Below are 13,922 nucleotides of genomic sequence, written 5' to 3' on the forward strand. Positions count from 1 at the left end.
ATGATCATCTAAACCAACTTACTTTACTAACGTGTTAGTTGATGAATAATTTTTTTGTAGTGATTTTGTTGGTTTTTTGTTATTTTTTTATTGTGATATAAGGATATATTAATGAAATTACCAATCTACTTTCTAGTCTTACTTTTTTGCTTTTTTGATAAAGCACATGCCCGTATTAACTATGAATCAGTTATTTGTGATGACTGTAGCTACACTGAAGCAAAGTCAATTGCAAGGCGTTATAAATATCAACCAGAGCTTGAGTGTTTTGTTGAGTCTGTAGGTACACCCGATGATCAGCAATGTCGATCATCAACAACTGAGTTAGTGGTTTATGATCTTCAACAAGAACAGTTTTATGGCTTCTACATTGGTTATACCAATCAAGGTCGGCCTTTTCATGAGATGTCTGTTGAAATCAGAGAAATGCAGCAAATCCCAGCTCAAATAAAGGAAATGCTTATTAACACCGGAAATGGCTATAAGATTATGACTAATGTAACTCGTGATCTTAGAGCTAACTTTGACCTTAATTCTCTTATAAAAAAACAATCTCGCAACTCATTTTCGATGTTTAATCAGCAAAGAGTCGAAAATGATATATTGCTTATGGCTACAGACTGTTCTAATAGTCCAGAAAGTAAGGCTATGGAACTAGCTCATAACCTTATCGCAATGAGTGATATAATGATGCATGCGAATGATAAAGCCAGTAATGATGGTAATTATAAAAATTCATTCCAAGGTACTCGCATCACAGGTGCAAACTTTCAAGTTGCTTTAGGTGGTTTAGGAGTAGGTGGAACGGTTGAGTATTTTGATGAAACTAAGAATGTGATCACTGACTTTACGATAAGTCATTCATGGCACCTTGGAGGTGCAGCCAGAAATAAAGTAGTGTTTAAGCTTGAGATGGTTGAGGGCTCCATCGATGTAAGCACTGATGAAAAGTTGACTTATGTTGGCGGGGTTTCATTAAGTTCAATTAAAAAAAGTGGCTCCTCCGCTGGAACACTCAAAGCAAGTGACATCTCACCTTGTTTAGCTGATGCTATAGATAGACAGTTCCAAAAGACGGTATCATCTGGCAGCAACCCTGGAAGTGGCGCTGCGCCAAGTTGGCGTAATACACCTCTTAACTCTAGAGGTGGAGGGAGCTTGCAAAGGGATACATGTAAACACACATATTACGACTTAAACGGAAATCCATTGTTTTCTTTTGAGGGCCCCTGCCCTTAAGTAGATGTGACTAGCAAAGTAGTAAAGTTGCTTTTATTGCTTTGCTTTTTCCTATTTATCCGTTTTTTCAAATTCAACTTATCTATCTTTAGTTATTTATATTACAAAATCACTTGTACTTTCTGTTAACTTATTTTTCTTGCAACAAAAACGACAAATGTGTTCATTTACCCAAGTTTGCAGTGCGTCAATAGGAAGTGGTTTAGCGTAAAAATATCCTTGTACATACTGTCCACCTAAGTCGTTTAGGCTTTTCAATTGAATATTGTTTTCTACGCCTTCAGCAATAACTTTAAGGTTTAAGCTGTCAGCCATTGAGACAATCGCTTTAACCAGAACTGCTGAGTCTTCACTGGCAGTCAGGTCTGAAATAAAGCTACGATCTATTTTAATGGTGTTGATCGGGAAGCGACGCAGATAACTGAGAGAAGAATAACCTGTACCAAAGTCGTCAATAGCAAGTTGTGCCCCTGTAGCACGCAAATCTTGTAACCAATTCATCACGGCTTGGTCGTTGTCGAGTAAGATACTCTCTGTAATTTCTAAATTTAATAAGTTGGCATTAAACTGCGTATCATTAAGGATAGTTGAGAGTATTTCAGCATTAAACCCTAAGCGGTATTGTTGACTAGAGACGTTAACTGACAACATACACTGACAGTCACAATTTGAATTGAGTAACTGAATATCAGAACAGGCTTGTTTAATGAGCCACTCGCCCATTTCGTTGATTAGCCCGCTTTCTTCGGCAACCGGAATAAACTCTTCCGGAGAAATAAAACTGCCATCACTCAGTTGCCAGCGCATAAGCGCTTCAACTCCATACAAAGAAGCGCTTTGGGTATCGACAATCGGCTGATAAAAAAGGTTCAACTCCTGATTCTTAATGGCATTACGGAGTTTATGTTCTAGCTCAACGCGACGATTGACTTGCTGCTGCATGCTTTTTGCGAAAAAGTGGAACTGATTTCGGCCATTTTCTTTGGCTTTATACATGGCTAAATCAGCCAGTCTAAGTAATTCTTTTGAATTGTCTGCGTCTTCAGGCAGCAAAGTGATCCCTATGCTTGCACCTGAGAAGATTTCAAAGCCGTGGATCACAAAGGGCTTAGACATTTCGTTTATAATTTTTTGTGCCACGGTCGTACAGTGCTCAATTGATGCGATGTTATTGAGTAAGATCACGAACTCGTCGCCACCAAATCGTGAAACAGTATCGCTTTTTCGCACAATGTGATTTAATCGCGTCGACACCTCAATAAGTAACGCATCGCCAGCTTCATGACCCATGGTATCGTTAATCCGCTTGAAACGGTCCAGATCAATAAATAATAAGGCACTTAATTGTTTGTACCGTTGGCTATACAATAAACTCTGTGAGATACGTTCAAGCAGTAAGCTACGATTCGGTAGATCTGTAAGGGCATCATAGTAGGCTTGATATTGGATCTTTTCTTCTTGTGTTTTACGCTCAGTAATATCAGAAATCACCGCAATATATTGTTGGATATCTCCGTCTTCGTCACGCACCGCACTTATCGAAAGCCACTCAGGGTAAAGCGACCCATCTTTGCGTTTGTTCCAAATCTCTGAGGCCCATTGATCTTTTTCACTCAGCGTTTGCCACATTTGTTCATAAAAAGATTTATCGTGTTTACCCGAACTAAGCATAGAGGGTTTTTTGCCTAAAACATCGTTGCTACTGTAGCCAGTAATGCGAGAAAAGGCAGGGTTTATGGCGGTAATTTCAAGTTTACTGTTCGTTGTCATGATCCCTTCTTGGGTTGCATTAAATACTGCCGCCGCCGTCTTTAATTTTGCATGGGCATGTTTTTGCTCGGTGATATCTTCTTTTACTGCGATATAGTGAGTAACTTTTCCTGCTTGGTCCCTTATTGCAGAGATCCGTGCTTGCTCCCAGTAGTGTTCGCCATTTTTCTTTTGATTATGGAACTCACCCCGCCATTGCCCTTTTTCTTTTAACTCATGCCAAAGCGCACGATAATCTGTCGCAGTTAACTCTGAACGAAGCACTCGAGGTGTTTTTCCTAATACTTCCTCTAACCTGTATCCTGTAATACGTTCAAATTTAGGGTTCACATACTCTATTTTGCCTCGGGTATCGGTGATCACGATAGATACAGGGCTTTGCTCTATGGCATGGCCCCATTTTTTTAACGTTTCTTCGGCATGTTTGAACGAAGTAACATCGACACTCACACAAGCGGTTGCACCATCATGCGCCTGGTTTAATGTGGTTCGGATCCATTTACCAGCTAAGCTGCAGTGTAAGGTTTGATTATGCGACTCAATTTTATTTATTAGCTGACTACTTTGTAATCTTTGCCATTGTTTAAGTGTTTTAGGAGCATTATTTTGATCTATTTCATGGTGATCAAACCAACTATGATTCGAGAGGATCAACTGATTATTTTTATCGAATAGCGCAAACCCTTCCTCAATGGAGGTAAGCGCCTCTTTGAGTAGCTTGCCAGATCTAAAAGCACTAAAGCGAGCATGGTTTAAACGTCTGAAAATAATGATTAGGGTGAGTAATAACGCTGCACTGAGCAGTAAAGTAAGTTGACGATTCTCTTTACTGCTTTGTAATTTTTGCAAGTGATACCGGTTGTAACTGCTATTGAGTGTATTAAATGCAGACTTACTCTGGGTTGCAACAAAAGCGTTGTATAACTGTTTTAAATCGTGTTGTTGTGCTAGTTGAACCTGTAAATGTTGTTCTAAGTTTTTGATTAGTGGGCTTTGACCTTTGTCTTTGATAGCCGCTAATTTACTTTGTATTTCTGCCAGCTTTAATTCGTCAGCATGAAAGTTATAAGTCAGCACATCGCCATATAATTGTTGGGCTAACAATGCATTTTTATCGCCTTGAAGCTGTAACTCTCTGTTTAGTTGAGGTAAATAAAGTAAAGTATTACGCATTAAAGAAGCTGCTGTTTTCAAGCGTTCTAACTGCTGCATCTTTTCATCTAAAAGCACAAAATATTGAGTTACTTTTTGCTGTAAATCTTGCGTTGTGGTCGCAAAAGGTGAGATTTGAGCATTAGTAAGAGATTTAAGGTTATCTAGGTTTTTTGTGAGTGTAACCAGTTCATCATACTCTGGCATATCAGCTGCAATGATTTTTAAAGCAAACTGATTGAGCTGAGCATCAACAGCATTACTTGCAAATAAAAACTGAACTCTATTTTGGTGAGCTGTATTGTCATCTTGTGCACTGCTTACCAGTGCATATGCAACCCAAACCAGCATAAAAAGTATCGCTAGATTAATGACTTTACTTAATAAATTACTCTGCTTCATGAGGACTTGTTAATTCTGGATGTTGGCCGACTAGGCTTGTTAAAAAGGCGCGGATTAATTGAATATCTTGTTCAGGAATAGCTCGACCTAATTGGTATTTGGCCATCACTCGAATGGCATCACTGAGATTGTCTTGACTGCCATCATGGAAGAAGTGAGTTTGCAAGCTGCTCAGTCTGAGACTAGGAACCTTAAAGACATGCTTATCATATGGTTTTTTTGTCACCATATAACGGCCTAAATCCGCTTCAGTGATCTCGCCGCCACGGTCTTGAAAATAGTTACCAAAATGACCTATTTTTGAAAACATATTGCCACCGACATTTCTGCCTTGATGACAGCTAATGCAGCCATAACGCTTAAACAGTTGATAACCTTGCTTTGTTTGATTATCAATGGCGTTTTGCTCGCCTTGTAACCAACGATCAAAAGGGGCATTAGTGGTCACTAAAGATTGCTCAAACTCGGCAATGGCATGCTGAATGTTTTGTTGGCTGATTGGGGATTGGTAAATTCGATTGAATTTTGCTGTTAGTTCTTTATCTGTGGACAATTTTGCGATTACCTCTGACCAAGTTGTGCCATGCTCCTTCGGGTTCGTAATAGGGGCATCGACTTGATCAAATAAATCAATTCTGGCACCACTCCAAGTTTGTCGTATGTTAAAGACTGCATTGTAAACAGTGGGCGTTCTAGTTGCGGTTTTCTGGCCCTCTACACCATTAGACAGAGCTTTGTTGTCAGCGCCATTGGTCGTAAGCTGGTGACAGCTTGCACAGCTAATCTTATTATTCTTGGAGAGACGCTCGTCAAAGAAAAGGGCTCTACCTAATGCTACTTTTTCATTATTTAATTTTGATAGAGCAAAAATAGGGGATATTGGTTCTTTGGCAAATGCCACATTGAGAAAGAAGACTGACAATAAAACTACAAACGGGCGAGTTAAAGTCATGGCGAGTTACTTATCACGAGAAAACTAAGTAGAAATTAGCATCGGTTTCGCTTTAGGTTTTTGATATGGGTTAAGAAACTGATAAATGATTAACCACAATACGACCATTTCATTCTTTTGTATTGTTTTTAAATTGTTTTGGAGTGCATTGTTAATAACTGAATATTTGCAAGCTTTTGAGTTATTCCATAATTCGTAGTCTACAGTTAAGAGAGTTGGATTCATTTGCTTGTTTTGTATGAGATTAAAAGCTCGTTTGACCTTAGTATTCTTTTTATCTTCTTTACTGCCATTGTTGGTTGTATTTGTGGTGGTTATTTCCCATAGCAGTCAGCAAGCTCGACGATTTAGTCTAGATGCTGCGCAAGCTAAGTCTCAAAACGTGGCGGCTGTATTTGAGCAGTATTTTGTCGCTAAAGTGGCCGAAGTTGCATTGATGTCACAGGATCCACGAGTTAAATCTATGGACTTCGCATCGATGCGTTCTTATTTAATTGCTGAAAAGTTTCGCCAAACGCATTCGTTTGAAAAATTTATTGTGGGTACGCTTGAAGGTACCTTTTACAACACAGAAGGCGGGAACCCTTACCAAGGTTTACGTAGAACGTTTGATGACAAATCTCCATCTGCCAAGCCTAAAACCATCATTAAGAGAGACTATTGGCAAGCAACCATTGGCACCAATAAAACGGGAAGTGTCGTTAATTATGTATCAGAGCCTATGATTTCGTATACAACCGGCGTTAGGCAAATTGTGATAGCGAGTACTATTTTTGATGAAAATTTTAATTTGGTTGGCTTGTTAGGTGGAGCAGTGCCATGGCAAGAGGTAGACCGATTGGTAGAGCAAGTTCAAAGAGAGGTCATGCATTCTTTTTGGTCTGATGCGAAGTTTTTACTGGTTTCAAAAAGTGGTATTTATATGTATCACTGGGAGCCTGACAAAGTGATCCAGTTAAAGTCAGAAAATAACAAATGGGTACTTAATGATATTGGTGAGAAGATCAGTATTCGTAAAAAAATCACCCAAGAATCTGACCCTCAACTTCAGAAGATAGGGCTTCATATGCTTGCAGGCTACAGTGGCATTAGAGAGGTATATGATCCGATATCAGAACAACAAAAACACTACTTTTACTCGCCTATTCCTAGTACGGGATATGCCATTGCCGTGGTATTACCAAATGAAGTTATTTTTGCACCTGTTAAAGCACTGCAAATGCAGCTTTGGGGGATTTTATGTATTTTGAGTCTGGCACTTATTTTTCTTTCCCGGTGGTTATCAACTCGTTTTTATCAACCAATTAATTCACTTATCAATGCCGCTACGTGTATTTCAAAGGGGAACTATGATTTTAAAGTGAACATCAAAGGTAAGGACGAAATCGGGCAATTATCACGTGCTTTTATGGTAATGAAAGATCAAGTTTTTTTGCGTAATGCAGAGCTTGAGCGCAGAGTAGATAGTCGTACTAAAGATCTACAAAATGCGATTGAGCAAGCGCAAGATGCGCTGAATGTGAAATCTCGATTTTTGGCGAATATGAGTCACGAAATTCGCACTCCGATGAATGGGATCCTCGGTACGTTAAATTTATTGAAATTAGAGGGGCCTTTGTCTGGTAAACAACAGGAGTATTTAGATATTGGCATAAAATCGAGCGAACATTTACTCGAGATCATTAATAATATTCTTAACATAGCTAAGTTAGAAGCGGGAAATGAAAAGGTTGAGTATACGGTTTTTTCTCTTAAAGGCTCTGTAGAACATGTTATTAAGATGCTCTCGCCTATGGTTGACAAAGAGTATATTCAATTTAAGGCTTGTTGGGGTGAAGGAGCGCCTGATTTTATTGAGACAGATAAAACCCGTTTGGAGCAGTTATTAGTGAATTTAATAGGTAATAGCATAAAATTCACAGAGTCGGGTCATATCTTTATTCATATTGATACAGGCTCGCGAGAGAACGTGTCTGAATTATCTATTTGCGTTGAAGACACGGGTATTGGGATCGACAGCGGTGATCAGCAAAAAGTCTTTGAGCCGTTCTCACAAGTAGATGAGAGCCATTCTAGACAGTTTGGTGGGACAGGCCTTGGGCTTAGCCTTTGTAAACAAATCGTCAGCTTACTTGGAGGAAATATAAAGCTTGAATCTGAACCCTCTAAGGGAACGAAGATCACTTTTACTATCCCGATTCGCGTTGCTGTATTAGAATCAATAGAAACCCCGCCAGAGCCCTTGGAGAATAGCTTACCTAAGCTTAATGGCGATATTCTGCTCGTGGAAGACAACCCCGTTAACCAAATTGTTATCAAGGCATTACTAGAAAAAGTTGGATTACAAGTCGTACTCGCACAAGATGGTGAAGTTGCTTTGGATATCCTTAAACAACGGTCTTTTGATTTAGTATTAATGGATATGCAAATGCCCAAGCTTGACGGTCTTGAAGCAACGAAGCTCATTCGACAACAACCTAAATGGCAAAACTTACCAGTTATTGCGTTGACCGCGAATACACAAAAATCTGATATGGAAAGCTGTTTTCAAGCTGGCATGGATGATTTCATCGCTAAACCAGTCGAGATAGCCAAGTTGTGCCACATACTATCTCGCTGGTTAGTTCACAAAAGAACTTAATGTGTGATAGGAGTACTGGTCATTAATTCTGTTTTAACCAAGTATTAAACTCTCGATACATGAAATCACGAATAATAGGTTGTGCCTCGGCATTCGGGTGAAGGTTATCCTGCATCATCAATGATTTATCTGTTGCGATTTCAACCATAAAATACGGCATTAAATAGCTATCTGTCGAATCAGTGACCTTCTTATAAGTGTCTGAAAACATCTTGGTGTAACGAGGGCCTAAATTAGGTGGGATTTGAATGGCCATCACCGCGACTTCGGCACCCGCTGCTTGGCTTTTTTCAACGAGGGTAGTGAGGTTCTTATGAAGAATTTTCACGGGAAAGCCGCGAATACCATCGTTCCCGCCTAGCTCAATTAATACATGGGTGGGTTTGTGGGCTTGTAACCACGCATCAATTTTTAAAATTGCATTATCGGTTGTTTGGCCGCTAATGGCTGTGTTGATGATTTCGATATCGCTTTGTTCTTGCTTATATTTATTTTGTAACAAATAAACCCATGCTTGCTCTTGTTCAAGCCCGTAGCCAGCGCTTAAGCTATCTCCAATGATCATGATCTTGTCTTTTGCAAAACTCGTAGAAGAAATAAGTAAAAATGCAAGAAATACAGCTAACTTAAGGAATTCTCGTAACATGTCGGTACTTTCTCAGTTGAATATTATAAATGTCGAGGGACTCAGCAAACGCGTAAACACCCTTGAAGGTGAGCTTATTATCCTTAGTGATATCAATTTTGCTGTCAAGCCCGGTGAGTCAGTTGCGATTGTCGGCGCGTCGGGTTCAGGTAAGTCTACCTTACTCAGTTTGTTGGCCGGTCTTGATGTTGCCAGTAGCGGTGATGTGCATTTGGACGGTGAAGCATTAAGTAAGCTAGACGAGGAGCAAAGAGCGAGAATTCGCGCCGAAAAAGTCGGCTTTGTATTTCAATCTTTCATGCTAGTACAGAGCTTAACGGCGCTTGAGAATGTGATGTTACCCGCTGAGCTTGCAGGCGATCACAGTGCTAAAGAACAAGCCGTTGAATTACTTAAAAAAGTAGGATTAGAGCACCGTCTAGGCCATTACCCATCTCAGTTGTCTGGTGGTGAGCAACAGCGTGTCGCCATCGCAAGAGCCTTTATTGGCACCCCAAAAATTCTGTTTGCAGATGAGCCATCGGCTAATTTAGATACTAAGAACGGTCATATTATTGAAAACCTCTTGTTCGATTTAAACAAACAAAATGGCACTACACTTATTCTTGTCACCCATGATGAGCAATTGGCTCAGCAGTGTGATCGTATCATTCATATCGAAGGCGGTATGTTGGAACAAATTCGAGAAGGAGTGACTGCGAATGTGGGTTAAATTAGCGTTTAAGTTATTCTCTCGAGAATTTCGACGCGGTGAACTGAGCATTATTTTTGCGGCGATTGCGCTTGCAGTGCTGACAGTATTTAGTTTGGCATCGGTGACGGAGCGTATCGGTTTAAACATAGAGCAAAAAACCGCAGATTTTATTGCCGCTGATCGCCGTCTTTCAAGCAACCATGAATTTGAACCAATCGTACAAAAAACAGCAGAAGAGTTTGGTTTAGAAACAGCTGAAATGCTGTTTTTCGATTCTATGTTGTTTGCTAATGACGAGCTGGTGCTTGGCTCTGTAAAGGCGGTATCTAGTGCTTACCCTCTAAAAGGCCAAGTCGAGTTAAAAGATAATCTCGAAGGGCAAAGTTACCCAATTCGTGGTGCACCAGAGCCAGGCACTTTATGGCTGAGTGAAGGCTTGTTTTACAGTATGGGCTTAAAAGTGGGTGATACCGTTGAGCTTGGTGCGGGTGAATTTACTGTGGCTAAAGTGCTCATGAGCGAGCCTGATGCGCCTTTGTTTTCTTTGGCGGGTAACAAGCGCGTCCTGCTGAACTATGTTGATATTGCAAGAACGCAAGCGGTACAGCCGGGTAGTCGTGTATTCCACCGTTTATTATTTGCAGGTTCAGAACAAGCTCTAACCGATTATTATGCGTGGCTAAAGCCACAACTAAAACCGAATCAAAGTTGGCAGGGAATAAAAGACAGGCAATCGCCACTTGGCGAAAATTTAGCCCGTGCTGAGCGTTTCTTATTACTTGCTGGTTTATTTGGGATAATGCTGGCAGCAGTAGCGATGGCGGTTTCAGCCAAGCGTTATTGTGAGCGCCAATACGACCCTGTGGCGATGATGAAAACCTTAGGTGGTAGCCGTGCAACAGTACGCAAAATCTTTCTTACTCACTTAACTTTGGTGACGTTATTCTCAATCGTGATAGGTCTAGTTATCGGTTCTATGCTGCAAAGTGTCGCCGCAGATTACCTAGCAAATTTTATGGATACGACGTTACCAGAAGCGGGTCTTAAGCCTTGGCTTTTAGCCGTATTCATTGGTCTTGTATGTGCTTTGATGTTCTCGCTTAAGCCACTATTAGATTTGTTCGACATTCCGCCGCTGCGAGTTTTACGCCGTAACCTTGGTGACAGTCTTGCGTTGAGTAAGGTACATATTGGTGTGTCGATTTTGACGATTTTCGTCTTAATGTGGCTGTTTAGTGGTCAAATCATCACAACATTGGTGCTGTTTGCATCTACTTTATTGGTGATTGGCGTGCTGTTTGGTATCTCTCGTTTAATCTTCGCTGCAGGTCGTAAACTTGGTCTTCGCCCAGGCTCTAGCTGGTCGCTTGCAATTGCAACACTGCAAAAACGTGCAAACACCAATGCGGTGCAGTTGATCACGTTTGCGCTCGCAATAAAGTTAATGCTGTTTTTAGTGGTCTTGAAAAACGACATGATCTCAGATTGGCAGATGCAGGTGCCAGAAGATGCGCCAAATATGTTTTTAATCAACATTGCAGAAGACGAAATCTCGCCGATCAAGCAGTATTTTGACGAGAATCAAATAACGCATGAAGCATTTTTCCCGGTATTTAATGCGCGTGTAAACGCAGTTAATGGTGAAGAGTTTGCGCGTCGAGTATCAAAACAAGAAGGTGAAGAGGAAGACGATAATGCCCGCCAAGGGGTTAACCGTGAGCCGAACTTAACGTGGTTAGACGAAGTGCCAGAGGGCAATGAAATCGTTGAAGGTGAATGGTTTAGTGGTTCAGAACGGTTAGAGGTCTCGGTATTCGATGGCTGGAAAGAGCGCCTTGATTTAAAGCTTGGCGATGAAATTGAGTTTTTAATCAATGAGCAAAAGTTCACAGCAACAGTTACTAGTTTCAGAACCGTAGATTGGGGCACGCTTAAGCCAAACTTTGTGATGATTTTAAGCCCTAACTTTGCCGGTAAAATACCGGTTACTTACTTCAGTGCTGCAAAGCTTGAGGCGCAACATACCAAAGGCATTAGCAAGCTGTTACAGCAGTACCCAACAATCAGTATGATTGATATTAAAAATCGTATTCAACAGGCGCAGTCGATGATATCTCAAGTGTCACTGGCCATAGGTTTTGTACTTATGATTGTATTGTTTAGTGGCGCGCTTGTGCTTATCTCTCAAGTGCAAGCAAGCCTTGCTGAGCGTATGCAAGAAGTGGTGATATTAAGAACCCTAGGGGCTAAAGGCAGTTTAATTAAACTTGCGACACTGTATGAGTTTTTATTGCTTGGTGCGATTGCAGGCGTTGTCGCTGCACTGGTGAGCGATATTGCTCTGTTAGTTATTCAGCAGCAACTCTTTGGTGTTGATGGTCGTTTACACCCTTATATTTGGGTGTTAGGGCCGTTAGCGGGTGCGAGTTTTGTGGCTTTCATAGGTTACTTTATGGTGGCAAAAACTATGCGGCAGAATACCCAGAAACTGCTACGTTCATTGGCTTAAACTGTAAGTTACTTGATTTATTAAAGGAATTAAAAGATGAAACATCATGCTATTAATTATGTTGAATTTGCAGCGAAAGATTTAGGTAGTACAGAAGCGTTTTTTCACCGAGTGTTCGGTTGGGATTTTACCCCTTATGGCCCAGAATATATTGCTTTTAGCGGCTCTGGTTTAGAGGGGGGCTTTTATCAAGCTGACAAGATGGCGAATGTGAATTCTGGTAGCGCACTGGTGGTGATTTATAGTGAAGACTTAGAGCGCAGCTTGGAAGAAGTGCAAAAAGCGGGTGGTACAATCAGCCAAGACATTTTTACCTTTCCAGGCGGTCGACGATTCCACTTTTTAGAGCCCAGTGGTAACGAGCTGGCAATTTGGTCTGACAAGTGACCAAATCGCTCATGACTCGTTAATCATTTTAATTAAAAAACCCAAACTTGATGTTTGGGTTTTTTGTCTAAAATACTGTGGTACTGAGCCGTCTAAGAAGCGATTCCAACATCTAATTTGGCAAACCACTCTAAAAATTCTTGAACTGCCTCGCCTTTGAAAATGCGACCATGTTGCGGCGCCATTATCTCGATATCGAGTTCTTTGACACGAGAAACCCAATTATTTTTAGCTTTATTAGATGGCATCCAACGGCGGTGGAAGTATTCCATATGCTTGACATGTTTTGCAAAGTCCTCAACAAACATAGGAACCTCACCATGCTCTAAAGATGCGCCTATATCGCCACTCATCAATATTTTAGCCTGCGGGTCATAGACATTAAAATTGCCAGATGAATGCAAGTAATGAGCAGGCACAAACTTTAAAGTGGCAGAGCCAATTCTGACCTCGCCGCCATCATCTTTAATTGGCACATACTCGATATTTTCCATACCAAAGTGTCGAATAAAACCTTCCCATAGCCAGGGAGCATAAAGTTTTGCATTCGGAATGGTTTTATCCCAAAGACCCAGTGATGAGATTATGTCCGGGTCTTGATGAGAGGCAAATAGAGTGGTCACATGCTCAAGATCAATATGCCTTAAAATGCTGGCTAACATGGGGGAGAATAGTTCTACACCGCCAGGATCCAGAATTATCGCTTCTTGTGCACTTTTAATGAGATATTGGTTAGTATCAATAATCTTTTCTGGCTTACTTTCATCTCGCCCCAGTACTATCCACGTGTGACTCGCACTTGAATATAGTTCGGTTGATTTCAACGCATCACTCCTCTTAATTTTGATATTTCACTGAGGTTGTCAGTTACAGCTGCTTTTATTCTTTTAGCAGCGCTGGCTATGAAGTCAGAAACTCCTTGCAGACTTTCGCTAAAGTCACCCGCGTTTGAGGCTTCTACACGGCTCGTAACAGCAATGTATTCGGCACTTCTCATCTGTTTTTGTATGTCTTCAAAATAGCTCTCTAAATTAAAAATGGCGTGTTCGAGGGCTTTAGACTTAATAGTCAGGTCATCACATCCATTTGAAAGCAATATGTCTAATGCTTTGTTGTCTGAAGCGCTTTTTGCCATCTGAATATGATTAATAAAGTTACTACAGCGAACAACAGCAAGGGCTAAGGTAAAAAGTTGGTTTGATAAGTTGGTAATTTCAGCTGTTGTTTTGATGGTTTGGTCAGAAAATTCATCAATAAAATTAGTTATGGGCTTAAAACCAAACGCTGAATCGCCAGCACGAAGCGCAACAACGCGCGCGTTTTTTGCCGTCAGAGATAGGTTCTTCGCCTCGGTCAAGATGATATCTAAGTTGGCAATGATATTGGCAACCCTAATAAAATTTCCAACAGCATCAGATGATTGAGCAGCTTTAAGCATTGTTTCGCTCTGGTGAATATTTTTATTGAGCATAGATAATAAATTCGGAAGTTTCTAGGTTTGGATTTTTATTATAGTTACTTAGTTACCTT

General features: G+C 40.6%; 10 protein-coding genes. 5 read left to right on the forward strand and 5 right to left on the reverse strand.

Going from position 1 to position 13,922, the window contains the following annotated elements; genetic code table 11:
- Nucleotides 1-111 precede the first annotated feature (111 nt).
- Complete coding sequence (locus PP2015_RS17695; RefSeq protein WP_058031768.1) at nucleotides 112-1,239, forward strand: hypothetical protein; 1,128 nt, start codon at nucleotides 112-114, stop codon at nucleotides 1,237-1,239.
- A 96-nt stretch (nucleotides 1,240-1,335) separates the two neighbouring features.
- On the opposite strand, the gene PP2015_RS17700 is transcribed toward PP2015_RS17695, so the two are convergent.
- Together PP2015_RS17700 and PP2015_RS17705 are read right to left on the reverse strand one after the other, a co-directional pair.
- Entirely contained in the window at nucleotides 1,336-4,563 is a 3,228-nt protein-coding gene (locus PP2015_RS17700; protein WP_058031769.1) for an EAL domain-containing protein, read from the reverse strand.
- Complete coding sequence (locus tag PP2015_RS17705) at nucleotides 4,550-5,515, reverse strand: cytochrome-c peroxidase (protein WP_058031772.1); 966 nt, start codon at nucleotides 5,513-5,515, stop codon at nucleotides 4,550-4,552. Before PP2015_RS17705 ends, PP2015_RS17700 begins: the two co-directional genes overlap by 14 nt.
- A gap of 238 nt (nucleotides 5,516-5,753) precedes the next feature.
- Here PP2015_RS17705 and PP2015_RS17715 point away from each other — a divergent pair, with 238 nt between their 5' ends.
- On the forward strand, nucleotides 5,754-8,156 hold the full coding sequence (locus tag PP2015_RS17715) for a hybrid sensor histidine kinase/response regulator (protein WP_058031776.1): 2,403 nt from the start codon (nucleotides 5,754-5,756) through the stop codon (nucleotides 8,154-8,156).
- A gap of 22 nt (nucleotides 8,157-8,178) precedes the next feature.
- Here PP2015_RS17715 and PP2015_RS17720 read toward each other — a convergent pair whose 3' ends face one another.
- Nucleotides 8,179-8,802 carry an arylesterase gene (locus PP2015_RS17720; RefSeq protein ID WP_058031778.1) on the reverse strand — a complete coding sequence of 208 codons (624 nt, stop codon included), beginning with the start codon at nucleotides 8,800-8,802 and terminating at the stop codon, nucleotides 8,179-8,181.
- Between PP2015_RS17720 and PP2015_RS17725 the strand changes: the two genes are divergently transcribed.
- The 3 genes from PP2015_RS17725 to PP2015_RS17735 are packed head-to-tail and all read left to right on the forward strand — an operon-like array spanning nucleotide 8,801 to nucleotide 12,392.
- Complete coding sequence (locus PP2015_RS17725) at nucleotides 8,801-9,514, forward strand: ABC transporter ATP-binding protein (protein WP_058031779.1); 714 nt, start codon at nucleotides 8,801-8,803, stop codon at nucleotides 9,512-9,514. The genes PP2015_RS17720 and PP2015_RS17725 overlap by 2 nt on opposite strands.
- Nucleotides 9,504-12,005: an ABC transporter permease gene (locus PP2015_RS17730; protein WP_058031781.1), complete on the forward strand. Its 2,502-nt coding sequence runs from the start codon at nucleotides 9,504-9,506 to the stop codon at nucleotides 12,003-12,005. The genes PP2015_RS17725 and PP2015_RS17730 overlap by 11 nt, the downstream gene beginning before the upstream one ends.
- Nucleotides 12,006-12,041: 36 nt before the next feature.
- Complete coding sequence (locus tag PP2015_RS17735) at nucleotides 12,042-12,392, forward strand: VOC family protein (RefSeq protein WP_058031783.1); 351 nt, start codon at nucleotides 12,042-12,044, stop codon at nucleotides 12,390-12,392.
- Between the two features lie 92 nt (nucleotides 12,393-12,484).
- Here PP2015_RS17735 and PP2015_RS17740 read toward each other — a convergent pair whose 3' ends face one another.
- Together PP2015_RS17740 and PP2015_RS17745 are read right to left on the reverse strand one after the other, a co-directional pair.
- Nucleotides 12,485-13,216, reverse strand: coding sequence for an oxygen-binding di-iron domain-containing protein (locus PP2015_RS17740; RefSeq protein WP_058031785.1), 732 nt, complete (start codon nucleotides 13,214-13,216; stop codon nucleotides 12,485-12,487).
- Nucleotides 13,213-13,830 (reverse strand): hypothetical protein, encoded by a 618-nt coding sequence (locus PP2015_RS17745; RefSeq protein WP_058031787.1) that lies wholly within the window; start codon nucleotides 13,828-13,830, stop codon nucleotides 13,213-13,215. The genes PP2015_RS17740 and PP2015_RS17745 overlap by 4 nt, the downstream gene beginning before the upstream one ends.
- Nucleotides 13,831-13,922 lie beyond the last annotated feature (92 nt).

The sequence above is a fragment of the Pseudoalteromonas phenolica genome, from assembly GCF_001444405.1.
Classification (GTDB): domain Bacteria; phylum Pseudomonadota; class Gammaproteobacteria; order Enterobacterales; family Alteromonadaceae; genus Pseudoalteromonas; species Pseudoalteromonas phenolica.